Below are 23,858 nucleotides of genomic sequence, written 5' to 3'. Positions count from 1 at the left end.
TCGTGCAGTGCCGTCCCCCGCTAACGGCTCCCGCCGCGGAGGGCAAGCCAGAGCCGCGTGATGGCGGCAGCGGGAACCCCGATGGTATCGGCGGGAGGGCGGGCGGGCGCGCGCCGGGCATGGCGCCTGCGCGCGCGGTGCCTGCAATGGAAGCCGGGGAGACGGCGGCGCGGCGTGCCCTTGCCGAACCCGCCCCATCGGGGCCAGATGCCGGGAGCGGCAAGGCGGGAGGGCCCCCAGGTGAACGTCCTAACGAACGGCACGGCGGAGCTGCCGGCATCCGGCCAGGATGCCGATCCGGAACGGCTTGCCCTGCTGCATGCGCTGGAGCGCAAGCTGCTCTGGCTCTCCGCCTGGATGATCCACCATGCGAACCATGTCCGGCCCAATCGGGACGGGCTGAAGGTGGGCGGGCACCAGGCCTCCTGCGCCTCCGTCATCTCCATCATGGCGGCGCTCTACTTCGAGATGCTCAAGCCCGAGGACCGGCTGGCGGTGAAGCCGCATGCCGGGCCGGTGTTCCACGCCGCCAATTACCTGTTCGGCCGGCAGGACCGGGCGAAGCTGGAGACGCTCCGGCAATTCGGCGGCATCCAGCCCTATCCGAGCCGGGTGAAGGACGGGGCGGAGGTGGATTTCTCCACCGGCTCGGTCGGTCTCGGCGTGGCGCTGACCAGCTTCGGCAGCCTGGTGCAGGACTATGTGAAGCTGCACAAGCTGGGCCGGCAGGAGATTCCGGCAGGCCGCCACATCGCCATCGTCGGCGATGCCGAGCTGGACGAGGGCAATATCTACGAGGCCCTGCTGGAGGGCTGGAAGCACGACATCCGCAATGTCTGGTGGGTGGTGGACTACAACCGCCAGAGTCTCGACAGCGTGGTGCAGGACCGGCTCTTCGGCCGGATTGAGGGCCTGTTCCGCGACATGGGGTGGAATGTCGTCACCCTGAAATACGGCCGGAAGCTCCAGGCCGCCTTTGCGCGGGAGGGGGGCGAGTCGCTCCGCCGCTGGATCGACGACTGCCCGAACAGCCTCTACTCCGCGCTCACCTTCCAGGGCGGTGCCGCCTGGCGCGCGGCGCTGCTGACCGATCTGGGGCGCGAGGAGGGGATCCGGGCGATCATCGATCCGCTCTCGGATGCCGAGCTGGGCGCGCTGATGACCAATCTCGGCGGCCATGACGTGGCGACGCTGCTGGAAGCCTTCCGCGCCCAGGACGTCGCCGGCGACCAGCCCACCTGCTTCATCGCCTACACCATCAAGGGCATGGGCCTGCCCTTCGCCGGGCACAAGGACAACCATGCCGGGCTGATGAGCAAGGAGCAGATGGCCGGCTTCAAGGCGGAGATGAACATCCGCGACGGCCATGAATGGGACCGGTTCGAGGGGCTCTGCCTCCCCGAGGCGCGGCTGCAATCCTTCCTCGACAGCGTGCCCTTCGCCCGCAAGCTGGCGCCGGAAGGCAGGCGGCTGGCGGCGCCGGCGGTGCCGGTGCCGGGCCAGGCCAGCTTCCCGCGGCCGCGCGTGCCGGCCGGCCGCAAGCTCTCCACCCAGGCGGCCTTCGGCGAGGTGCTGGCGGAGCTGGGGCGCGGGCAGGGGGAGGCGGCGGCGATCGCGCAGCGCATCGTCACCACCAGCCCGGACGTCACCGTTTCCACCAATCTCGGCCCCTGGGTGAATCGCCGCGGCGTCTTCGACCGGCACCTGAAGAACGACGTCTTCCGCGACGCCAAGCTGGCCAGCGCGCAGCGCTGGGGCATGTCGCCGGAGGGGCAGCATATCGAGCTCGGCATCGCCGAGCAGAACCTGTTCCTGCTGCTCTCGGCGCTGGGCCTGGCGCACGACCTCTACGGCGCGCGGCTGCTGCCGGTGGGAACGGTCTACGATCCCTTCGTCAATCGCGGCCTCGATGCGCTGATCTATGCCTGCTACCAGGATGCGCGCTTCATGCTGGTCAGCACGCCGAGCGGCCTGACCCTGGCGCCGGAAGGCGGCCAGCATCAGAGCGTGAACACGCCGCTGATCGGCATCGCCCAGGACCGGCTGGCGAGTTTCGAGCCGGCCTTCGCCGACGAGCTCGCCATCCTGATGCGCTGGGGCTTCGAGCATATGCAGAAGCCGGAGGGCAGCGCGGTCTGGCTGCGGCTCTCCACCCGCGGGCTGGAGCAGCCGGCGCGGGAGCTGGACCCGCGGGGGGTGATCGCGGGGGCGCATTGGCTGGTGCCGCCGGCGCCGGGGGCGCGGATCGCCATCGCCTACCAGGGGCCGGTGGCGCCGGAGGCCATGGCCGCCTTCGAGGAGCTGCGCGGCGAGGAGCCGGGGGCGGGGCTGCTGGCCATTACCTCGCCGGACCGGCTGCATGCGGAATGGCTGGCGGCGCGGCGCAAGGCGCGCCAAGGGGATGGGCATCGCTTCGGTGCGCCGAGCCATGTCGAATCGCTGCTGGCGCCGATGGCGCCTGGCTCGGCGCTGGTGACGGTGCTGGACGGGCATCCGGCGGCGCATGCCTGGCTGGGGGCGGTGCGCGGTCAGCGGGTGGTGCCGCTCGGCGTCGATCATTTCGGTCAGGCGGGCGACATTCCCGACCTGTATCGGGAATACGGGCTGGACAGCGACGCCATCCTGGACGCCTGCGCCCAGGCCCTGCTGGGCTGAGGCCAGGGCTTCAGGGGCGACGGGCGGCGATCCGCCGCGGCCGGCTGGCGCCTGGGGCGGGCCAAGGGGCTGCCGGGCCGGGCGGCACCCGCCGCCGCCTGCGGCGCGGACCCTGCCGGCGCACGGCCGGCGGGAAACGGCGCCGGGCCGGATGCGCGCGCTGAGGCCCCCTGGGGCCGGCGACAGCGGCTGATACGGGGCCGGGCGCCTTTCAAACCGGGCGCGGCTGCGCTACACGCGCCCTCTTGCATGCCGCGGGCTGGCGGCGCGGGCGTGGTGGAACTGGCAGACACGCTGGATTTAGGTTCCAGTGGCGCAAGCCGTGGGGGTTCAAATCCCTCCGCCCGCACCAGCATGGCCAGCCTCCTAGATGTCTGGATTGGGTGGAACGAAGATGCAGGTGACCGAGGTCGCGAACGAGGGGCTCAAGCGGGGCTTCAAGGTGGTTGTGCCCGCGGGCGATATCGCGGCCCAGCGCGACAAGCGCCTGGCCGAGCTCGGCCGTGACCTGCGCCTGCCCGGCTTCCGCCCCGGCAAGGTACCGGTGAAGGTGGTCCAGCAGCGCTACGGCCAGGCGGTGCTGAGCGAGGTGCTGGAGCAGTCGGTGAGCCAGGCCACCGACCAGATCGTCACCGATCGCGGCCTGCGCCCGGCGCTGCAGCCGAAGGTCGAGCTGGTGAATTTCGCCCCCGATGCCGACCTCGAATTCAAGGTCGATCTCGAGATCCTGCCCGAGATCCCGATGCCGGACTTCGCTGCCATCAGCCTGGAGCGGCTGAAGGCCGAGCCGGATGAGGAGCAGGTGCAGAAGACGCTGGAGCAGATCGCCAGCCGCAACCGCAGCCTGGAGGAAGTGGCCGAGAGCCGCCCGGCGGTGAAGGGCGACATCCTGGTCTGCGACTTCGTCGGGCGGCTGGCGCCTGAGCCGGAGAATCGCCTGCGCAACCCGGGCGGCGCCGCGGCGCCGGGCGCGACGGAGGGCGCGCTGCCGGAGCATTGGCTGGCGCAGATGAAGGCGGCGGCCGAAGTGGTGGGCCGCGGCGAGGGCAGCGTTGATATCCGCGTGCATGGCGAGGAGGCCCTGAGCAACCAAGTGCTGAATTTCGACTCGCTGAAGGAAATTCCGGCACGGCCCGGCAGCAGCTGGGCTGCCTCGGCACTCATCACCATGGTGGGGGGCAGCGCCGAGGGGCTGAAGAGCCTGGCGCTGCGCGTCCGCGGCGGGAAGGCGGATGGCGGTTCGCTGGACATCGTGAGGGGCGAGGAAGTAGCGCCGGCCCTGGCCGGCGGCTCGGCCGTTCCCGTCAGGGTCGAGGCCACGCTGCAGGACGCAGAGACGGCTGCTGTCAGCGCCGGCCTGGTCTTCGCCAGCACCGGCCCCTTCGACGTGACGCTGCGCATCAGCGAGGCGAAGCTGGTCGAGCCCGGGACCGCGACCGGTCCCGGCGAGGCCTTCCCCGGCGGCACCGCGACCGACGCCCCGGTCGAGGTTGCCGGCCCCGGCTTCATTCCGGGCTTCAGCGAGCAGCTCGAGGGGCTGGCGCCGGGCGAGACCCGGACCATCGCCGTGACCTTCCCGGCCGATTACGGCTCCCGCAACCTCGCCGGCAAGGCCGCCACCTTCGAGGTGACGGCCAAGGGGCTGAAGAAGGCGGTGCTGCCGGCGATCGACGACGCCTTCGCCGCGACCCTCGGCTTCGAGAGCCTGGACAAGCTGAAGGAGGTCATCCGCACCCAGCTCCAGGGCGAGTTCGACGGCCTCTCCCGCATGAAGGTGAAGCGGGCGCTGCTGGACGGCCTGGCCGACCAGGCCAGCTTCCCGGTGCCGGAGGGCATGGTGGAGCAGGAATTCAGCCAGATCTGGCAGCGGATCGAGGCCGACCTGAAGGCCGGGCGGCTGGACGAGGAGGACAGGGGCAAGGACGAGGCGGCGCTGAAGGCGGAGTATCGCGGCATCGCGGAGCGCCGCATCCGCCTCGGCCTGCTGCTCTCCGAGATCGGCCGGACCAACAACATCACCGTCACCAATGAGGAGCTCTCCCGCGCCATGCGGCAGGAGGCCGCGCGCTACCCGGGCCAGGAGCAGCAGGTGATGGAGTTCTTCCGCAAGAACCCACAGGCGGCGGAGAATCTCCGCGCCCCCATCTTCGAGGAGAAGGTGGTGGATTTCATGCTGGAGCTGGCCCAGGTGACCGAGCGGGTGGTGCCCCCGGCGGAGCTGACCGCGGCGGCCTGAGCCGGTGACGGGGGAGGGAGGGGGCAGCCCGTCTCTCCCTCCTCGGGGCGGTCCTTGCGGGACCGGGCCCCGCCGAACGGGGGGGCTTCCGCCCCTGGCAGGGCTCGCCCACATTAAGATTCCCGGGATAGGTTTCGGGCATGGTCGGGGTTGGCCGGGGCGGCCCCCTGGCAGGCCCAAGGGGGGAGCCCGACCGGGAAGGCCCAAAAGGGCGGCAGGCCGCGGCGCGGCCCCGTCCGGTGGAGTGAAAGGCACGATCATGCGGGACCGCGATCCGGTCGAAGTCTACAACAATACCCTGGTGCCCATGGTCGTCGAGCAGACGGCCCGCGGCGAACGGGCCTTCGACATCTATTCCCGCCTGCTGAAGGAGCGGATCATCTTCCTGACGGGCCCGGTCTTCGACCAGGTCTCGGCGCTGATCTGCGCCCAGCTGCTGTTCCTCGAGAGCGAGAACCCGAACAAGGACATCGCCTTCTACATCAACAGCCCGGGCGGCGTCGTCTCCGCCGGCCTCGCGATGTACGACACGATGCAGTATATCCGTTCCCCGGTCAGCACGGTCTGCATCGGCCAGGCGGCTTCCATGGGCTCCCTGCTGCTGACGGCGGGGGAGAAGGGCAAGCGCTTCGCCCTGCCGAACAGCCGGATCATGGTGCACCAGCCCTCCGGCGGCGCCCAGGGCCAGGCCACGGATATCGAGATCCAGGCCCGCGAGATCCTGAAGCTGCGCGAGAAGCTGAACCTGATCTATGTGAAGCACACGGGTCAGCCCCTCGAGGCGATCCAGGCGAAGCTCGAGCGCGATACCTATATGTCGGCCGAGGAGGCCCGGGATTTCGGCCTGGTGGACCAGGTGGTGGACCAGCGCCCCACGGCCCCCGGCACCGAGGCCAAGAGCTGACCCCCGACCCCTTCCCCCGCTCCGGCCGTAACAATGGCCGGAACTGGCCGCTTTCCGCGTCGTTGCGGAGGGGACGGCCCGGTGCGGAATGCTTCCCCCTTGATGGCAAGGGGGCTACAGTCGATGGAACCAGCCCCCCCTGGCTTCGGGGGGAGGGGGCCTCGGGCGCGCCTGCCGGCGCCCCCGGCCACCCCATACAGGCGGAGTGCCCATGAGCAAGTCCGGCGATTCCAAGAACACCCTCTACTGCTCGTTCTGCGGCAAGTCGCAGCACGAGGTCCGCAAGCTCATCGCCGGACCCACCGTGTTCATCTGCGACGAATGCGTCGAGCTGTGCATGGACATCATCCGCGAGGAGCATAAGACGCACCTCGTGAAGTCGCGCGACGGGGTGCCGACGCCGAAGGAGATCTGCAAGGTCCTCGACGACTACGTCATCGGCCAGGACCATGCGAAGAAGGTGCTCTCCGTCGCAGTGCACAACCACTACAAGCGGCTGGCGCACGGGGCGAAGAACAACGACGTCGAGATCGCCAAGTCGAACATCCTGCTGCTCGGCCCGACCGGCAGCGGCAAGACGCTGCTGGCGCAGACGCTGGCGCGTATCCTCGACGTGCCCTTCACCATGGCGGATGCGACCACGCTGACCGAGGCCGGCTATGTCGGCGAGGATGTCGAGAACATCATCCTCAAGCTGCTGCAGGCCGCGGACTACAATGTGGAGCGCGCCCAGCGCGGCATCGTCTATATCGACGAGGTCGACAAGATCAGCCGCAAGTCGGACAACCCGAGCATCACGCGGGATGTCTCCGGCGAGGGCGTGCAGCAGGCGCTGCTGAAGATCATGGAGGGCACCGTCGCCTCTGTGCCGCCGCAGGGCGGGCGGAAGCATCCGCAGCAGGAATTCCTGCAGGTCGATACCTCCAACATCCTCTTCATCTGCGGCGGCGCCTTCGCGGGGCTGGAGAAGATCATCGGTGCCCGCGGCAAGGGCAGCGGCATCGGCTTCGGCGCCGAGGTGCGCGACCCGGATGAGCGCCGCGCCGGCGCCATCCTGCGCGAGGTGGAGCCGGAGGATTTGCTGAAGTTCGGGCTCATCCCCGAATTCATCGGCCGCCTGCCGGTGGTGGCGACGCTCGAGGACCTGGACGAGAAGGCGCTGGTGGAGATCCTCACCAAGCCGAAGAACGCGCTGGTGAAGCAGTACCAGCGTCTCTTCGAGATGGAGGGGACGAAGCTGACCTTCACCGAGGATGCGCTGCGCTCCGTCGCCAACCGCGCCATCCAGCGCAAGACCGGCGCCCGCGGCCTGCGCTCCATCATGGAGGCCATCCTGCTCTCCACCATGTTCGACCTGCCAGGGCTCGACGATGTCGACGAGGTGGTGGTGAACCGGGAAGTGGCGGAAGGCCGTGCCACGCCGCTCTACATCTACGGGGAGCGGGCGGCGGAGCAGAGTTCCGCCTGATCCTGGCGTGCCGGCCATTTCCGGCTGGCCCCGGCGGCGCCGCGTGCAGCCGGGGCTTGTGGCCGGGGGCCGCGCTGCCCATCTGGATTGCATGCCCGTGACGCGGGGGGCGTGCCTCGACAGGGCGTCTTCCGCGTCGACTGTCCTTTCGTGAGGTCCATCATGGCGGATAAGCCTGAAACACTGCGCGGCGAATTGTTCCCCGTCCTGCCGCTGCGCGACATTGTCGTCTTCCCCCACATGATCGTACCGCTCTTCGTCGGGCGGGAGAAATCTGTCCGCGCCCTGGAAGCGGTGATGCGGGAGGACAAGCAGATCCTCCTCGTGGCGCAGAAGAATGCGGCGCAGGATGATCCGGCGGCGGAGGATCTGTACCAGGTCGGCACCGTCTCGACAGTCCTGCAGCTCCTCAAGCTGCCGGACGGCACGGTGAAGGTGCTGGTCGAGGGCGGGCGCCGCGCCCGCATCGTCGCCTTCAAGGAGACGGAGAGCCATTTCGAGGCCTATGCGACCACGATCGAGGAAGCCGCGCCGCCGGCGGCCGAGACCGAGGCGCTGGCCCGCACCGTGGTCGGCCAGTTCGAGCAGTACATCAAGCTGAACAAGAAGATCGCGCCGGAGGTGCTGGTCTCGATCAACCAGATCGACGACCCGACCAAGCTGGCCGATACGGTCGCCGCCCATCTCTCCCTGAAGATTCCCGAGAAGCAGGAGCTGCTGGAGACCCCGTCCACCACCGGCCGGCTCGAGCGCGTCTTCGCGCATATGGAATCCGAGATCGGCGTGCTGCAGGTGGAGAAGCGCATCCGCAACCGCGTCAAGCGGCAGATGGAGAAGACCCAGCGCGAGTACTACCTGAACGAGCAGCTCAAGGCGATCCAGAAGGAGCTGGGCGAGGGCGAGGACGGCAAGGACGAGGCCGCCGAGCTGGAGGCCAAGATCAAGGCCACCAAGCTCTCCAAGGAAGCCCGAGAGAAGGCGATGGCGGAGCTGAAGAAGCTGCGCACCATGTCGCCGATGAGCGCGGAGTCGACGGTGGTGCGCAACTACCTCGACTGGATGCTCTCCATCCCCTGGAAGAAGCGCAGCAAGGTCCGCAACGACATCGTTGCGGCGGAGAAGGTGCTGGACGCCGACCACTACGGCCTGGAGAAGGTCAAGGAGCGGATCATCGAATATCTGGCGGTGCAGTCGCGCTCGCCGAAGATCAAGGGCCCGATCCTCTGCCTCGTCGGCCCGCCCGGCGTCGGCAAGACCTCGCTCGGCAAGTCGATCGCCAAGGCCACCGGCCGCAACTTCGTCCGCATGTCGCTGGGCGGCGTGCGGGATGAGGCCGAGGTGCGCGGCCACCGGCGGACCTATATCGGCTCCATGCCGGGCAAGGTCATCCAGGGGATGAAGAAGGCGAAGACCTCCAACCCGCTCTTCCTGCTCGACGAGATCGACAAGCTCGGCGCCGACTGGCGCGGCGACCCGTCCTCGGCGCTGCTGGAGGTGCTGGACCCGGAGCAGAACGGCACCTTCGCCGATCACTACCTGGAAGTGGATTACGACCTGTCGGACGTGATGTTCGTCACCACGGCGAACTCGCTCCGCATGCCGCAGCCGCTGCTGGACCGCATGGAGATCATCCGCATCCCCGGCTACACCGAGGATGAGAAGGTGGAGATCGCCAAGCGCCACCTGATCCCGAAGCAGACCGAGGCGAACGGGCTGAAGCCGGGCGAGTGGAGCATCTCCGACGAGGCGCTGCGCGACCTGGTGCGCTACTACACGCGCGAGGCCGGCGTCCGGAACCTGGAGCGCGAGATCGGCGGGCTGGCCCGCAAGGCGGTGCGCGAGATCGTCTCCAAGAAGGCGAAGAAGGTCACGATCACCGTCAAGAACCTCGACAAATTCGCCGGCGTGCGGAAGTTCCGCTACGGCGAGGCGGAGGCGGAGGACATGGTGGGCGTCGTCACCGGCCTCGCCTGGACCGAGGTGGGCGGCGAGATCCTGACCATCGAGAGCGTGACGGTGCCCGGCAAGGGCAAGGTGCAGACCACCGGCAAGCTCGGCGACGTGATGCAGGAGAGCGTCTCCGCGGCGATGTCCTATGTCCGCTCCCGCGCGACCAGCTTCGGCCTGAAGCCGACGCTGTTCGACCGGCGCGACATCCATGTGCACGTGCCGGAGGGCGCGACTCCGAAGGATGGCCCGAGCGCGGGCATCGCGATGGCGACCAGCATCGTCTCCGTCCTCACCGGCATTCCGGTGCGGAAGGATGTGGCGATGACGGGCGAGATCACGCTGCGCGGCCGGGTGCTGCCGATCGGTGGGCTGAAGGAGAAGCTGCTGGCGGCGCTGCGCGCCGGCATCACCACCGTCTTCATCCCGAAGGAGAATGAGAAGGACCTGGCCGAGATCCCGGACAATGTGAAGAAGGGGCTGAGCATCATCCCCGTCTCGCATGTGGACGAGGTGATCGGCACGGCGCTGACGCGCAAGCCCGAAGCCATCGAATGGACGGAGCCGCCGGAGGCGCCGGCGCCGATCCCGGCCGAAGGCGACGGGGCAGCGACGACGCGGCCGCATTGAGCATTCCCCCTCAGGCCGGGCGCAAGCCCGGCCTGAGGCTTTTCCGGTGCCACGGATGCGCAGAAAATGGCGGATAACCGCCGCGAATCGGGCATCCCGCGATTGACGCACGAGAATCCCGCCCCCTACAGTCGGCCCGGTTTCTGGTCCGGAATCCTCCGGTCGGTGAATGGTGACCTCAGGGAAGGGGGAGCTGCATGGCAAACAAACAGGATCTGGTGGCGATCATCGCCGAGACCGGCGATCTGCCGAAGGCGAAGGCCGGCGAGGTGCTGGACGCCGTCTTCGAGGCGATCACCAAGTCGCTGAAGAAGAAGCAGGATGTCCGCCTGGTGGGCTTCGGCACCTTCAGCACCAGCAAGCGCAAGGCCGGCAAGGGCCGCAACCCGCGCACCGGCGAGGAGATCAAGATTCCCGCTACCACCACCGTTCGCTTCAAGGCTGGCAAGGGTCTCAAGGACGCTGTGAACTGAGGCCGGGAGGCGGGCCGGGAACCGCGCCCGGGCCGGGCTAGGGACCGGGCCTTCCGGGCTGCTTTGAGGGCTGGCGGCGACGCCGGCCCTTTTTCTTTTTCCGCTTGCCTTTTCCGGCCGGCGCGGCTTGGAAGCCGTGCTGGCCGCCATTGCGGGCGGTCGCATCCCCGCCGGGGCCGCAGCCGCGGTGGGGGCCGAGAGGGCGCTTAGCTCAGCGGTAGAGCGCTTCGTTTACACCGAAGATGCCGGGGGTTCGAATCCCTCAGCGCCCATTCCTGAAACCGCATGTCATGCGGTTGACAGCCACGGTGCCGGGCCCTATTCCCCGGGCCACGCCGCAAGCGGGTGTAGCTCAGTTGGTTAGAGCGCCGGCCTGTCACGCCGGAGGTCGCGGGTTCGAGCCCCGTCACTCGCGCCACGCGGCGGCCCCCGAAGGGGGCTCGGCCGGAACGGTCCCTCCCCCGGTATTTTCGGTTCCTTGTGCCTGGTGGCGCAGCCCTGGTTGCCTGGTGGCGCAGCCCTGGCGATGGCCGGTGGCGTTCCCCCTCGGCCCTGCATCCGCCTGGCGCAAAATCTTCCTTCCGGGCCTGGGATGGGTAGCTTGCCCCCTATGGCCACTGGCGCAGGGGGCGGCTAATGTCCGGCCGCGTTGCGCTGCGGCAGGCCGCCGCGCCGCGCGCCGAGGGTGCGGCCTCGCGCCCCCGGAGCCCTCTCAGGGCGCCAAGAAGGGCGGAGCACCGAATGACCCAGCCGCTGCTGGCAGAGTACTTCCCGATTCTCGTCTTCCTCGCCATCGCTGGCGGCATCGCCCTGGCCATGGTGGGGGGCAGCCTGCTGCTGGCGCGGCAGAAGCCGAATGCCGAGAAGCTCTCGGCCTATGAATGCGGCTTCGAGCCTTTCGATGACACGCGCCGGCGCTTCGACGTGCGGTTCTACCTGGTGGCGATCCTGTTCATCATCTTCGACCTGGAAGTCGCCTTCCTCTTCCCCTGGGCGGTCGCCCTCGGCGGGATCGGCTGGTTCGGCTTCCTCTCGATGATCGCCTTCCTCGGCGTGCTGACCGTCGGCTTCATCTACGAATGGCGCAAGGGCGCCCTGGACTGGGAGTGACGGCGAGACCGTCCGACCGGAGAGACCCATGAGCGGAAATACCGACAGCCTGGCCTGGAACCGTGAGCACCTGCCGCCGGGCCCGGCGCAGGACGCCGTGGTGAAGGGCATCACCGGCGAGATCGAGGACAAGGGCTTCGTCGTCGCCAACCTGGACAAGGTGGTGAACTGGGCGCGCACCGGCAGCCTGTGGCCGATGACCTTCGGCCTGGCCTGCTGCGCCGTGCCGATGATCCACGCCTATATGGCACGCTACGACCTCGACCGCTTCGGCACCATCCCGCGCGGCTCGCCGCGGCAGTCGGACGTGATGATCGTGGCCGGCACCCTGACCAACAAGATGGCCCCCGCGCTGCGCAAGGTCTACGACCAGATGAGCGAGCCGCGCTGGGTCATCTCCATGGGCAGCTGCGCCAATGGCGGCGGCTACTACCACTACTCCTACAGCGTGGTGCGCGGCTGCGACCGCATCGTGCCGGTGGATGTCTACGTGCCGGGCTGCCCGCCGACGGCGGAGGGCCTGATCTACGGCATCCTCCAGCTGCAGAAGAAGATCCGGCGGACGGGGACCATCCTGCGTGGCTGACATCTCTCAACTGGCCGAAGCCGTCGCGGCGGCCTTCCCGCGGGACAGCGTCAGCGTGGAGCGCGGCGCCGAGGTGGTGCTGCGCCTGCGGCGCGAGGCGCTGCCCGACTCCATGCGGCTGCTGCGCGACGACCCGCGCTTCGCCTTCGAGCAATGCATGGACATCTGCGGCACGGATTGGCCGGAGAAGCCCGAGCGCTTCGAGGTGATCTACAACCTCCTCAGCCTGACGCTGAACCAGCGTCTTCGCGTCGTGGTCAGCACGGATGCAGCGACTCCGGTGCCCTCCGTCGTCGAGGTCTGGCCGACCGCCACCTGGTATGAGCGCGAGGCCTGGGACATGTACGGCATCGTCTTCGCCGGCCAGACCGACCTCCGCCGCCTGCTGACGGATTACGGCTTCGAGGGCCATCCGCTGCGCAAGGACTTCCCGCTGACCGGCTATGTCGAGGTGCGCTACGACGAGGAGCGCAAGCAGGTGGTCTATGAGCCGGTGAAGCTGACCCAGGATTTCCGCAACTTCGACTTCCTCAGCCCCTGGGAAGGCCTGACCACCCTGCCGGGCGACGAGAAGGTGCATCTGAACCGCATCGAGGGGCCGAAGCCCTCCCAGGCGGATGAGGGGGTGAAGCCATGAGCAGTTCTTCCGCCATGGCCTCCGAGGCGGGGCCGCTCTCCGTCGCCGCCGATCCGCGCCAGGTCGCCTCCGCCAGCGGGGCGGAGGAGGGGACCCGCACGGTCGAGGTGGACAGCCACACCATCAATTTCGGCCCGCAGCACCCGGCCGCGCATGGCGTGCTGCGCCTCATCCTGGAGATGAAGGGCGAAGTGGTGGAGCGCGCCGATCCGCATATCGGCCTGCTGCACCGCGGCACGGAGAAGCTGATCGAGTACAAGACCTATCTCCAGGCGATGCCCTATATGGACCGCCTGGATTACGTCAGCCCGATGTGCATGGAGCACAGCTACGTGCTGGCGGTGGAGAAGCTGCTGCGCATCGAGGACCAGATCCCCGAGCGGGCGCGGGTCATCCGCACCATGTTCGCGGAGCTGACGCGCATCCTGAACCATCTGCTGAACGTCACCACCTACGCGCTGGATTGCGGCGCCATCACGCCCTCGCTCTGGGGCTTCGAGCAGCGCGAGCACCTGCTGGAATTCTACGAGGCGGCGGGCGGCAGCCACTACCACGTGAACTACTTCCGCGCCGGCGGCGTCTCCCGCGACATCCCGAAGAGTCTCGAGGACCGCATCGCCGGCTGGTGCGAGCAATTCCCGAAATTCGTGGACGACCTCGAAGGGCTGCTGACGGAGAACCGCATCTTCAAGCAGCGCACCGTGGATATCGGGGTGATGAGCGCGGAGCAGGCCATGGAATGGGGCTTCTCCGGGCCCTGCCTGCGGGCCTCCGGCGTGCCCTGGGATCTGCGCAAGTCGCAGCCCTACGAGATCTATGCCGACCTCGATTTCGAGATCCCGGTCGGCCGCCATGGCGATTGCTACGACCGCTACCTGGTGCGGGTGCAGGAGATGCGCCAGAGCCTGAAGCTGGTGCAGCAATGCCTGGCGCGGCTGAAGCCCGGCCCGGTGAAGATCCAGGACAACAAGATCACGCCGCCGAAGCGCGGCGAGATGAAGCGGTCCATGGAAAGCCTCATCCACCATTTCAAGCTCTACACCGAGGGCTACCACGTGCCGGAAGGCGCCACCTACACGGTGACCGAGGCGCCCAAGGGCGAATTCGGCGTCTACCTGGTGGCGGACGGCACCAACCGGCCCTATCGCTGCAAGATCCGCGCGCCGGGATTCGCGCATCTCCAGGCCATGGAGGTGCTCTCCAAGGGGCATATGCTGGCCGATGCGGTGGCAGTCATCGGCTCGCTCGACATCGTCTTCGGGGAGATCGACCGTTGACCACGCCAGACACCCCGGTGGCCTTCGAGCAGCCCGAGAGCTTCGCCTTCGATGCGGAGAGCGAGGCGGCGATCGAGAAGATCATCAAGCGCTACCCGCCGGGCCGGCAGGCCAGCGCGGTCATCCCGCTGCTCTATGTGGTGCAGCGGCAGATGAAGCGGCAGACCGGCAGCGCCTGGGTGCCGGAGAAGGGGATGGATGCCGTCGCGGCGCGGCTCGGCATGGCGCCGATCCGTGTCTATGAGGTCGCGACCTTCTACTTCATGTTCAACATGAAGCCGATCGGCACCTACCACCTGCAGGTCTGCGGCACGACGCCCTGCTGGCTGCGCGGCTCGGACGAGGTCTTCCGCGCCTGCAAGGACGCGGCCCAGGTCTCCGGCTATGGCCAGACCAGCGCGGACGGGATGTTCACGCTGAGCGAGGTCGAGTGCATGGGCGCCTGCGTGAACGCGCCCATCCTCTGCGTCGATGACGATTATTACGAGGATCTGGACTACGCCCGGACGGTGGCGCTGATCGAGGCGCTGCGGCGCGGCGAGCGGCCCAAGCCGGGCTCCATGATCGGGCGGCAGACCAGCGCACCGGAAGGCGGCCCGCTGGTCCTGACCGAGATCCCGGGAGAGTGATGCGATGGCGCTGAGCGACAAGGACCGCATCTTCACCAACCTCTACGGCCTGCATGATTGGCGGCTGGAGGCGGCGCGCAAGCGCGGCCATTGGGATGGCACCAAGGCGCTGCTCGAGAAGGGGCGCGATTGGATCATCGAGGAGGTGAAGAATTCCGGCCTCCGCGGACGGGGCGGGGCGGGCTTCCCGACCGGCCTCAAATGGTCCTTCATGCCGAAGCAGAGCGACGGGCGGCCGCACTACCTGGTGGTGAACTCCGACGAATCGGAGCCCGGCACCTGCAAGGACCGCGACATCCTGCGGCATGACCCGCACACGCTGGTGGAGGGCTGCCTCATCGCCGGTGTCGCGATGGGCGCGCATGCCGGCTACATCTATGTCCGCGGCGAGTACTACAACGAGCACCTGGTCCTGCAGGCCGCGATCGACGAGGCCTATGCCGCGGGGCTGATCGGGCCGAATGCCTGCGGCAGCGGCTGGGATTTCGATCTCTACGTGCATCGCGGCGCCGGCGCCTACATTTGTGGCGAGGAGACGGCGCTGATCGAGTCGCTCGAGGGCAAGAAGGGGATGCCGCGGCTGAAGCCGCCCTTCCCGGCGGCCGTCGGGCTCTATGGCTGCCCCTCCACGGTGAACAATGTCGAGACCATCGCGGTGGTGCCGACCATCCTCCGCCGCGGCGCCGCCTGGTTCGCCGGCTTCGGCCGGCCGAAGAACAGCGGCACCAAGATCTTCTGCATCCAGGGCCATGTGAACAAGCCCTGCAATGTGGAGGAGGAGATGTCGATCCCGCTGCGCGAGCTGATCGAGCGGCATGCGGGCGGGGTGCGCGGCGGCTGGGACAATCTGCTGGCAGTGATCCCCGGTGGCTCCTCCACGCCGATGATCCCGAAGAGCGTCTGCGACGACGTGCTGATGGATTTCGACGCGCTGCGCGAACACCGCACCGGCCTCGGCACCGCGGGCGTGATCGTGATGGACAAGTCCACCGACCTCATCAAGGCGATCGCCCGGCTTTCCGCCTTCTACAAGCATGAGAGCTGCGGCCAGTGCACCCCCTGCCGCGAGGGCATGGGCTGGGTGAAGCGCATGATGGACCGCATGGTGGAAGGCCGTGCGGAGGTCGCGGAGATTGATGTGCTGGAGCAGGTGACGCGGCAGATCGAGGGCCACACCATCTGCGCCCTGGCCGATGGCGGCGTCTGGCCGGTGCAGGGCCTCATCCGGCATTTCCGCCCGCTGATGGAAGAACGCATTGCCGCCTACAAGGCCGCGAAGGGCTCGCCCGAGCCGACGCTGCCCATGGCCGCGGAGTAAGCCCCTATGGCGAAGGTCACGGTCGATGGCATCGAGGTGGAGGTGCCGAACGGTGTCTCCGTCCTGCAGGCCTGCGAGGCGGCGGGGAAGGAGATCCCGCGCTTCTGCTACCATGAGCGGCTGAGCGTCGCCGGCAATTGCCGGATGTGCCTGGTGGAGGTGGAGAAGGCGCCGAAGCCCATCGCCTCCTGCGCCTATCCGGTGGCGGATGGCATGAAGGTCTTCACCGACAGCGAGATGGTCCGGAAGGGCCGCCGCGGGGTGATGGAATTCCTGCTCATCAACCACCCGCTGGACTGCCCGATCTGCGACCAGGGCGGCGAGTGCGACCTGCAGGACCAAGCCATGGCCTATGGCCTGGACAAGAGCCGCTACAAGGAAGAGAAGCGGGTCGTCACGGACAAGTACATGGGTCCGCTGATCAAGACGATCATGACCCGCTGCATCCAGTGCACCCGCTGCGTCCGCTTCGCCACGGAAGTGGCCGGCGTGCCGGAGCTCGGCGCGACCAATCGCGGCGAGAACATGGAAATCGGCACCTATGTCGAGAAGGCGCTGACGACCGAGCTTTCCGGCAACCTCATCGATATCTGCCCGGTCGGCGCGCTCACCTCGCGCCCCTATGCCTTCGTCTCCCGGCCCTGGGAGCTGCGGAAGACGGACAGCGTCGATGTGCTGGACGCGACCGGGACGAATATCCGCGTCGATGCCCGGTCCGGCGAGGTGCTGCGCATCCTGCCGCGGACCAATGACGACGTGAACGAGGAGTGGATGGCCGATCGCGGCCGCTTCTCCTTCGACGGGCTGAAGCGCCGGCGGCTGGACCGCCCCTGGGTGCGGAAGGACGGCAAGCTGCAGCCGGCGAGCTGGGGCGAGGCCTTCGCCGCCATCGCCGCCCGGCTGAAGGGCGTGCCGGGCGAGAAGATCGGCGCCGTGGCCGGGCCGCTGGCGGATGCCGAGGCGACGCTGGCGCTGCGCGACCTGATGGGCGCGCTCGGCAGCCGCAACCTCGAATGCCGCACCGATGGCGCGGCGGTGGACGCCTCGCGACGCGATTTCTACACCTTCAACACCGGCATCGCCGGCATCGAGGATGCGGATGCGCTGCTGATCATCGGCGCCAATCCGCGGACCGAAGCGCCGGTGATCAATGCCCGCATCCGCAAGCGCGTGGTGGCGGGCGGCTTCCCGGTGGGCTTCGTCGGGCCGCGCGGGCTCAATCTAACCTATGCCCATGACTGGCTGGGGGAGGGCGGTGTCACGCTGCGCGCCCTGGCCCAGGGCAGCCACCGCTTCAACGAGGTGCTGCGGGCGGCGAAGAAGCCCATGCTGATCCTCGGCCGCGGCGCGCTCACGCGGCCGGATGGGGCGGCGGTGCTGGCGGCGGCCTGGAAGATCGCCGCCGAGAACAACATGCTGCAGCCGGAGTGGCACGGCTTCAACCTGCTGCACCATTTCGGCGGCCAGGTGGCGGCGCTGGACCTCGGCTTCACCGGCGGCATGGCGGCGGGGCTGGAGGTGCTGTTCCTGCTGGGCGCCGAGCCGACGCAGCTGCCGGATGGCGCCTTCGTCGTCTACCAGGGGCATCATGGCGAGGCGGCGGCGGGTCGTGCCGATGTCATCCTCCCCGGTGCCGCCTATACCGAGAAGGATGCCACCTGGGTGAACACCGAGGGGCGGGTGCAGCATGGGCGCCTGGCGGTCTACCCGCCGGGCGAAGCGCGGGAGGATTGGAAGATTCTGCGCGCGCTGTCCGAACTGCTCGGCCGCAGGCTGCCCTATGACACGCTGGACGCGCTGCGCGCGAAGCTGGCCGAGGCCAACCCGGTCTTCGCCGGGCGCGGCTTCGTGCCGCATGGCTGCGCGGATAGCAGCGGCCCGGCCGGCGATCCGGCTGCGGTCAGCGATGCGCCCTTCGCGCTGACGGTGACGAATTACTGGCAGGCGGACCCGATCAGCCGCGCATCGCCCACCATGGCGGAATGCGCGAGGGTCTATGGCGCGCCGCAGGCGCGGCTGGCGGCGGAGTAAGCGGCGATGGACGGCTTCCTTTCCACGCCCATCGGGGTGTTGGCCATCACCGTGGCGCAGACCCTGGCGCTGCTGGTGCCGGTGTTGATCGCCGTCGCCTATCTGACGCTGGCGGAGCGCAAGGTGCTGGCGGCGATGCAGCTGCGGAAGGGCCCCAATGTGGTCGGCCCCTTCGGCCTGCTGCAGCCCTTCGCCGATGCGCTGAAGATGCTGATGAAGGAAACCATCGTGCCCTCCGGCGCGAACCGGTTCCTCTTCATCCTGGCGCCCATGCTGCTGTTCATGCTGGCCATGCTGGCCTGGGCGGTGATCCCGGTGAATGATGGCTGGGCGATCGCCGACATCAATGTCGGCATCCTCTACCTCTTCGCCATCTCCTCCCTCGGCGTCTACGGCATCATTATCGCCGGCTGGGCCAGCAACTCGAAATATGCCTTCCTGGGCGCGCTGCGCTCGGCGGCGCAGATGGTGAGCTACGAAGTCTCCATGGGCTTCGTCATCGTCACCGTGCTGCTCTGCGTCGGCTCCCTGAACCTCAGCGATGTGGTGCGGGCGCAGCGGAATGTCTGGTTCTTCATCCCGCTCTTCCCGATGTTCGTCATCTTCTTCGTCTCCATCCTGGCGGAGACGAACCGGGCGCCCTTCGACCTGCCGGAGGGCGAGAGCGAGCTGGTGGCGGGCTTCTTCGTCGAGTACAGCTCGATGACCTTCGCCCTGTTCTTCCTCGGCGAATACGCCAACATGATCCTGATGTCGGCGCTGACCACCATCCTGTTCCTCGGTGGCTGGCTGCCGCCGGTGGCGGTGGAGCCCTTCACCTGGATCCCCGGGCCGATCTGGTTCGCGCTGAAGATCTGCCTCTGCCTCTTCGTCTTCATCTGGGTGCGGGCGACCTTCCCGCGCTACCGCTACGACCAGCTCATGCGCCTCGGCTGGAAGGTGTTCCTGCCCTTCAGCCTGGTCTGGCTCGTCATCACCGCTGCCGTCCTGAAGCTGACCGGCTGGCTGCCGGCCTGAGGGGAACCATGGCTACGCTCGATCGCCTCGCCCGCAGCCTGCTGCTGACGGAGCTCGTCTCCGGCATGGCGCTGACCTTGAAGTATTTCTTCAAGCCCAAGGTGACCATCAACTACCCCTATGAGAAGGGGCCGCTCTCCCCCCGCTTCAAGGGGGAGCATGCGCTGCGCCGCTACCCGAACGGGGAGGAGCGCTGCATCGCCTGCAAGCTGTGCGAGGCGATCTGCCCCGCCCAGGCCATCACCATCGAGGCCGAGCCGCGCGAGGATGGCAGCCGCCGCACCACGCGCTACGACATCGACATGGTGAAGTGCATCTATTGCGGCATGTGCGAGGAAGCCTGCCCGGTGGATGCCATCGTCGAGGGGCCGAATTTCGAGTTCACCACCGAGACCCGCGAGGAGCTGCTCTATGACAAGCAGAAGCTGCTCTCGAACGGCGACCGGTGGGAGCCGGAGATCGCCCGGCGCCTCGAACTCGACGCCCCCTATCGCTGAGGCGGGACGACCATGATCGCTGCTCTCGCCTTCTACCTTTTCGCGGCCATCCTCATCGCTTCCGCGGTGATGGTGGTGACGGCGCGGAATCCCGTGCACAGCGTGCTCTTCCTGATCCTCGCCTTCTTCAACGCCGCGGCGCTCTTCCTCATCGCCGGGGCGGAGTTCCTGGCGATGATCCTGGTCATCGTCTATGTCGGCGCCGTCGCGGTGCTGTTCCTCTTCGTCGTCATGATGCTGGACATCGACTTTGCCCGGCTGCGGGAAGGGTTCCAGCGTTACGCGCCGATCGGCGCCATCATCGGCGGCATATTGTTCCTGGAGCTGCTGCTGGTGCTGAGCGGCTGGTCCTTCGCCGACCAGGCGGATGATCTCCGCCTCTCGCCCAACCCGGGCGGCGGCGTCACCAATGCCGCGGCGCTGGGGCGTATCCTCTACACGGATTACGTCTACCTCTTCCAGATCGCGGGCCTGATCCTGCTGGTGGCGATGATCGGTGCCATCGTGCTGACGCACCGCGAGAGGCCGGGCACCAGGCGGCAGAACATCGCCGCCCAGGTCGCCCGCAGCGGCTCCGTGGTGCTGGAGGAGGTGCCGGTCGGCGCCGGCATCGGCACGCTCGGCATCCGCCGCCCGCCGGAGCCGGAGGCCGAGCCGCCCAAGGTCACGCATGATGCGCATCACGGGGGGCATCACTGAGATGACGATCGGCCTCGCCCATTACCTGACCGTCAGCGCCATCCTGCTGGTGCTCGGCGTCTTCGGCATCTTCCTCAACCGGAAGAACGTCATCGTCATCCTGATGAGCGTCGAGCTCATCCTGCTCTCGGTGAACCTGAACTTCGTCGCCTTCTCGTCCTTCCTGGACGATCTGGCGGGGCAGGTCTTCGCCATGTTCGTCCTGACCGTCGCCGCGGCGGAAGCCGCGATCGGCCTCGCCATCGTCGTCATCTACTTCCGCAACCGCGGCAGCATCGAGGTCGAGGACATCTCGACCCTGAAGGGCTAGGGGGCATGTTCGTCGGCGCCATTTTCTTCCCCCTGCTCGGGGCCTGCATCAGCGGCTTCTTCGGCCGCTGGATCGGGGACAAGGCCGCGCAATGGTCCACCGTCATCTGCATGGCGCTGGCGGCGGTCTGCGGCAGCCTCAGCTTCGCCCAGGTCGCGCTCTCCGGTCATCCGGTGACGGTGGAAATCGTCACCTGGATGAATGTCGGTGGCCTCGATTTCGCCTGGGCGCTGCGCTACGACACGCTGGCGGTCGTCATGGTGGCCATGGTCACCTTCATCTCGACGCTGATCCACCTCTACTCGGTGGGTTACATGTCGCATGACGAGACGCCGTCGCGCTTCTTCGCCTATCTCTCCCTCTTCACCTTCATGATGCTGATGCTGGTGACGGCGGACAACCTCGCCCAGCTCTTCTTCGGCTGGGAGGGCGTCGGTCTCGCGAGCTACCTCCTCATCGGCTACTGGTACGACCGGGAGAGCGCGAACCGGGCGGCGATGAAGGCCTTCATCGTGAACCGCGTGGGCGACGTGTCCTTCATGCTGGGCGTCGCGCTGACCTTCTACGTCTTCGGCAGCATCGAATTCGACACCATCTTCGCCGCCGTGCCGCAGCATCTGGAGGATCGCTTCGGCGGCATCCCGGCGCTGGAGCTGATCGGCGTGCTGCTTTTCATCGGCGCCTGCGGCAAGTCGGCGCAGCTCGGCCTGCACACCTGGCTGCCGGATGCGATGGAGGGGCCGACGCCGGTCTCCGCCCTCATCCATGCCGCCACCATGGTCACGGCGGGCGTCTTCCTCGTCTGCCGCATGTCGCCGATCTTCGAGTATGCGCCGACGGCGCTCGCCATCGTCACCGTGGTCGGCGCCTCCACCGCCCTCTTCGCCGCGACGATCGGCTGCGTGCAGAACGACATCAAGCGGGTGATCGCCTACTCCACCTGCTCGCAGCTCGGCTACATGTTCTTCGCCGCCGGCGTCGGCGCCTACCAGGTGGCGATGTTCCACCTCTTCACCCACGCCTTCTTCAAGGCCCTGCTCTTCCTCGGCGCCGGCAGCGTGATCCACGCCATGTCGGATGAGCAGGACATCCGGAAGATGGGCGGCATCTGGAGCAAGATCCCGATCACCTATGCGGTGATGTGGATCGGCAACCTGGCGCTGGCTGGCATCCCCTTCTTCGCCGGCTACTACTCGAAGGACGCCATCCTCGAGGCCGCCTTCGCCAGCCATAGCGGCGTCGGCATGTATGCCTTCCTCTGCGGCATGATCGCCGCCTTCCTGACCGCCTTCTATTCCTGGCGGCTCCTTATTCTCACCTTCCATGGCGCCCCGCGGGCGGACCACCACACCATGGAGCATGTGCATGAGAGCCCGGCGGTCATGCTCATCCCGCTGCTGCTGCTGGCGGTGGGCGCGGTGCTGACGGGCTACGTCTTCGCACCGCTCTTCATCGGCGAGCATGAGCACGGCTTCTGGCACGGCTCTATCGTGAACGCCGCGCACAACCACATCCTGCATGCGATGCACGAGGTGCCGGCCTGGGTGCCGCTGGGGCCGACGGTGATGGGTGTGGGCGGGATCGCGCTGGCCTATGTCTTCTACATGCTGGCGCCGGACCTCCCCGGCAGGCTCGCCACCGCCTTCCGCGGGATCTACCTGTTCCTGCTGAACAAGTGGTATTTCGACGAGCTCTACGACGCGATCTTCGTCCGTCCGGCCCGCCGTCTTGCCGCGGTGTTCTGGAAGACCGGCGATGCGCAGATCATCGACGGCATGCCGAACGGCGCGGCCAGCCTTGCCGTCGGCGTCGCCCGCGGCGCCGTCCGCATCCAGACCGGGCGGGTGGCGAACTACGCTTTCGCCATGATCATCGGCCTGGTCGTCTTCGTCTCCCTCTTCCTGATCGGGCGCTGAGCATGAACGCCGCCGGTTTCCCTCTGCTCTCGCTGCTCACCTTCCTGCCGCTGGCCGGCGCCGCCATCATCCTCTTCGTGCGCGGGGAGGAGGCGGTGGTTGCCCGCAACGCGCGCTGGACGGCGCTCTGGACCAGCCTGCTGGTCTTCCTGCTCAGCCTCATCCTCTGGGTGAAGTTCGACATCTCCTCCGCCGGCTTCCAGTTCGAGGAGAAGCTGAGCTGGCTGCCGGAATTCGGCGTCGGCTACCATATGGGCGTGGACGGCATCTCCGTCCTCTTCGTCCTGCTTTCCACCGCGCTCACGCCGCTCTGCATCCTCGCCTCCTGGGAGGCGATCGAGACGCGGGTGCGCGAGTACATGGTCGCCTTCCTGATCCTCGAGACGATGATGGTCGGCATGTTCGCCGCGCTCGACTTCATCATCTTCTACGTGTTCTTCGAGGCGGTGCTGATCCCGATGTTTCTCATCATCGGGGTCTGGGGCGGGCCGCGGCGGGTCTATGCCGCCTTCAAATTCTTCCTCTACACCCTGCTCGGCAGCGTGCTGATGCTGCTGGCCATCCTGTACCTCTGGTACAATGCCGGCACGACGGACATTCCGGAGCTGTTCGAGTACCAGGTGCCGCGCGCGGCCCAGACCTGGATCTTCTTCGCCTTCCTCGCCTCCTTCGCGGTGAAGGTGCCGATGTGGCCGGTGCATACCTGGCTGCCGGATGCGCATGTGGAGGCGCCGACGGCGGGCTCCGTCATCCTGGCCGGCGTGCTGCTGAAGATGGGGGCCTATGGCTTCCTGCGCTTCACCCTGCCGCTGTTGCCGGAGGCGAGCGCCGAATTCGCGCCGCTCATCTTCGTGCTGTCGGTCGTCGCCGTGGTCTACACCTCGCTGGTGGCACTGGCGCAGGAGGACATGAAGAAGCTCATCGCCTATTCCTCCGTAGCGCATATGGGCATCGTCACCATCGGCATCTTCACCATCAACGCCCAGGGGCTCTCCGGCGCGCTCTTCACCATGCTGGCGCATGGCGTCGTCTCCGGCGCGCTCTTCCTCTGCGTCGGCGTGCTGTATGACCGCGTCCATAGCCGCGACATCCTGCGCTATGGCGGGGTGGCGAAGATCATGCCCTCCTACGCCATGGTGTTCATGCTCTTCACCATGGCCTCGGTCGGCCTGCCGGGCACCGCCAATTTCGTGGGCGAGTTCCTCGTCATTGTCGGCGCCTGGCGGATCAACCCCTGGGTCGCCTTCGGCGGCGCGCTCGGCATGGTGCTGGGGGCGGCCTACATGCTCTACCTCTATCGCCGGGTGATCTTCGGGAAGATCACCAAGAAGGATCTGCGGGCGCTGCTCGACCTCTCGCCGCGGGAATACGCGGTCTTCGCGCCGCTCATCCTCCTCGCCCTCTGGATGGGCGTCTATCCGCAACCCTTCCTCGATTTCTTCGAAGCCTCCGTCGCTGCCCTGGTGCAGCGGCATGAGGCGGCGATGAGCGTCAGCCGCCTGGCGGGGATGTAAGACG

The 23,858-nt window shown here is 67.8% G+C and carries 18 protein-coding genes, 3 tRNA genes and 2 pseudogenes; all 23 read left to right on the top strand.

The genetic code is table 11. The features are described 5' to 3' along the window. Positions 1-240: 240 nt before the first annotated feature. The 23 genes and pseudogenes from NJ376_RS11215 (at position 241) to NJ376_RS11105 (ending at position 23,854) form a co-directional block, all read left to right on the top strand. Positions 241-2,655 carry a 1-deoxy-D-xylulose-5-phosphate synthase N-terminal domain-containing protein gene (locus NJ376_RS11215; RefSeq protein ID WP_456309243.1) on the top strand — a complete coding sequence of 805 codons (2,415 nt, stop codon included), beginning with the start codon at positions 241-243 and terminating at the stop codon, positions 2,653-2,655. A gap of 267 nt (positions 2,656-2,922) precedes the next feature. Then, positions 2,923-3,007: transfer RNA gene (locus NJ376_RS11210), tRNA-Leu, on the top strand. Positions 3,008-3,025: 18 nt separating this feature from the next. Beyond that, a pseudogene (locus tag NJ376_RS11205) lies at positions 3,026-3,469 on the top strand (trigger factor); the annotation flags it as partial. 630 nt (positions 3,470-4,099) lie between these two features. After that, positions 4,100-4,891, top strand: a pseudogene (gene tig, locus NJ376_RS11200) (trigger factor); the annotation flags it as partial. 259 nt (positions 4,892-5,150) lie between these two features. Next, positions 5,151-5,795, top strand: a complete 645-nt coding sequence (gene clpP / locus NJ376_RS11195) for an ATP-dependent Clp endopeptidase proteolytic subunit ClpP (RefSeq protein WP_252953347.1) — start codon at positions 5,151-5,153, stop codon at positions 5,793-5,795. A 211-nt stretch (positions 5,796-6,006) separates the two neighbouring features. After that, the gene (gene clpX, locus NJ376_RS11190) at positions 6,007-7,263 is read left to right on the top strand and encodes an ATP-dependent Clp protease ATP-binding subunit ClpX (RefSeq protein ID WP_252953346.1); all 1,257 of its coding nucleotides are present in this window, start codon (positions 6,007-6,009) and stop codon (positions 7,261-7,263) included. 162 nt (positions 7,264-7,425) lie between these two features. Next, entirely contained in the window at positions 7,426-9,840 is a 2,415-nt protein-coding gene (gene lon / locus NJ376_RS11185; protein WP_252953345.1) for an endopeptidase La, read from the top strand. Between the two features lie 197 nt (positions 9,841-10,037). After that, positions 10,038-10,313: an HU family DNA-binding protein gene (locus NJ376_RS11180; RefSeq protein WP_149537351.1), complete on the top strand. Its 276-nt coding sequence runs from the start codon at positions 10,038-10,040 to the stop codon at positions 10,311-10,313. A gap of 200 nt (positions 10,314-10,513) precedes the next feature. Next, positions 10,514-10,585 (top strand) — tRNA-Val (locus tag NJ376_RS11175). A gap of 69 nt (positions 10,586-10,654) precedes the next feature. Beyond that, a tRNA-Asp gene (locus NJ376_RS11170) sits at positions 10,655-10,731 on the top strand. A gap of 323 nt (positions 10,732-11,054) precedes the next feature. After that, a complete protein-coding gene (locus tag NJ376_RS11165) occupies positions 11,055-11,423 on the top strand; it encodes an NADH-quinone oxidoreductase subunit A (protein WP_252953344.1) in 369 nt (122 codons plus the stop codon). A gap of 28 nt (positions 11,424-11,451) precedes the next feature. Further along, positions 11,452-12,009: a NuoB/complex I 20 kDa subunit family protein gene (locus tag NJ376_RS11160; RefSeq protein WP_252953343.1), complete on the top strand. Its 558-nt coding sequence runs from the start codon at positions 11,452-11,454 to the stop codon at positions 12,007-12,009. A 1-nt stretch (position 12,010) separates the two neighbouring features. Next, positions 12,011-12,646 (top strand): NADH-quinone oxidoreductase subunit C, encoded by a 636-nt coding sequence (locus NJ376_RS11155; protein WP_252953398.1) that lies wholly within the window; start codon positions 12,011-12,013, stop codon positions 12,644-12,646. Further along, positions 12,643-13,923: an NADH-quinone oxidoreductase subunit D gene (locus tag NJ376_RS11150; protein ID WP_252953342.1), complete on the top strand. Its 1,281-nt coding sequence runs from the start codon at positions 12,643-12,645 to the stop codon at positions 13,921-13,923. Before NJ376_RS11155 ends, NJ376_RS11150 begins: the two co-directional genes overlap by 4 nt. After that, positions 13,920-14,552 (top strand): complex I 24 kDa subunit family protein, encoded by a 633-nt coding sequence (locus NJ376_RS11145; protein ID WP_252953341.1) that lies wholly within the window; start codon positions 13,920-13,922, stop codon positions 14,550-14,552. The genes NJ376_RS11150 and NJ376_RS11145 overlap by 4 nt, the downstream gene beginning before the upstream one ends. Before the next feature lie 4 nt (positions 14,553-14,556). Then, positions 14,557-15,870, top strand: coding sequence for an NADH-quinone oxidoreductase subunit NuoF (nuoF, locus tag NJ376_RS11140; protein ID WP_252953340.1), 1,314 nt, complete (start codon positions 14,557-14,559; stop codon positions 15,868-15,870). A 6-nt stretch (positions 15,871-15,876) separates the two neighbouring features. Further along, a complete protein-coding gene (gene nuoG / locus NJ376_RS11135) occupies positions 15,877-17,901 on the top strand; it encodes an NADH-quinone oxidoreductase subunit NuoG (protein ID WP_252953339.1) in 2,025 nt (674 codons plus the stop codon). A 6-nt stretch (positions 17,902-17,907) separates the two neighbouring features. Beyond that, positions 17,908-18,918 carry an NADH-quinone oxidoreductase subunit NuoH gene (gene nuoH, locus NJ376_RS11130; RefSeq protein ID WP_252953338.1) on the top strand — a complete coding sequence of 337 codons (1,011 nt, stop codon included), beginning with the start codon at positions 17,908-17,910 and terminating at the stop codon, positions 18,916-18,918. An 8-nt stretch (positions 18,919-18,926) separates the two neighbouring features. Continuing rightward, positions 18,927-19,415, top strand: coding sequence for an NADH-quinone oxidoreductase subunit NuoI (gene nuoI / locus NJ376_RS11125; protein WP_252953337.1), 489 nt, complete (start codon positions 18,927-18,929; stop codon positions 19,413-19,415). A gap of 12 nt (positions 19,416-19,427) precedes the next feature. Continuing rightward, a complete protein-coding gene (locus tag NJ376_RS11120) occupies positions 19,428-20,114 on the top strand; it encodes an NADH-quinone oxidoreductase subunit J (protein ID WP_252953336.1) in 687 nt (228 codons plus the stop codon). A gap of 1 nt (position 20,115) precedes the next feature. Beyond that, on the top strand, positions 20,116-20,424 hold the full coding sequence (gene nuoK, locus NJ376_RS11115) for an NADH-quinone oxidoreductase subunit NuoK (protein WP_252953335.1): 309 nt from the start codon (positions 20,116-20,118) through the stop codon (positions 20,422-20,424). A 5-nt stretch (positions 20,425-20,429) separates the two neighbouring features. Continuing rightward, a complete protein-coding gene (gene nuoL, locus NJ376_RS11110; protein ID WP_252953334.1) occupies positions 20,430-22,340 on the top strand; it encodes an NADH-quinone oxidoreductase subunit L in 1,911 nt (636 codons plus the stop codon). A 2-nt stretch (positions 22,341-22,342) separates the two neighbouring features. Further along, positions 22,343-23,854, top strand: coding sequence for an NADH-quinone oxidoreductase subunit M (locus NJ376_RS11105; protein ID WP_252953333.1), 1,512 nt, complete (start codon positions 22,343-22,345; stop codon positions 23,852-23,854). The last annotated feature ends 4 nt before the right edge of the window (positions 23,855-23,858 follow it).

Origin of the sequence: Siccirubricoccus soli (assembly GCF_024178315.1) — a bacterium.
GTDB lineage: Bacteria > Pseudomonadota > Alphaproteobacteria > Acetobacterales > Acetobacteraceae > Siccirubricoccus > Siccirubricoccus soli.
This window is presented reverse-complemented; position numbering and strand designations above follow the sequence as displayed.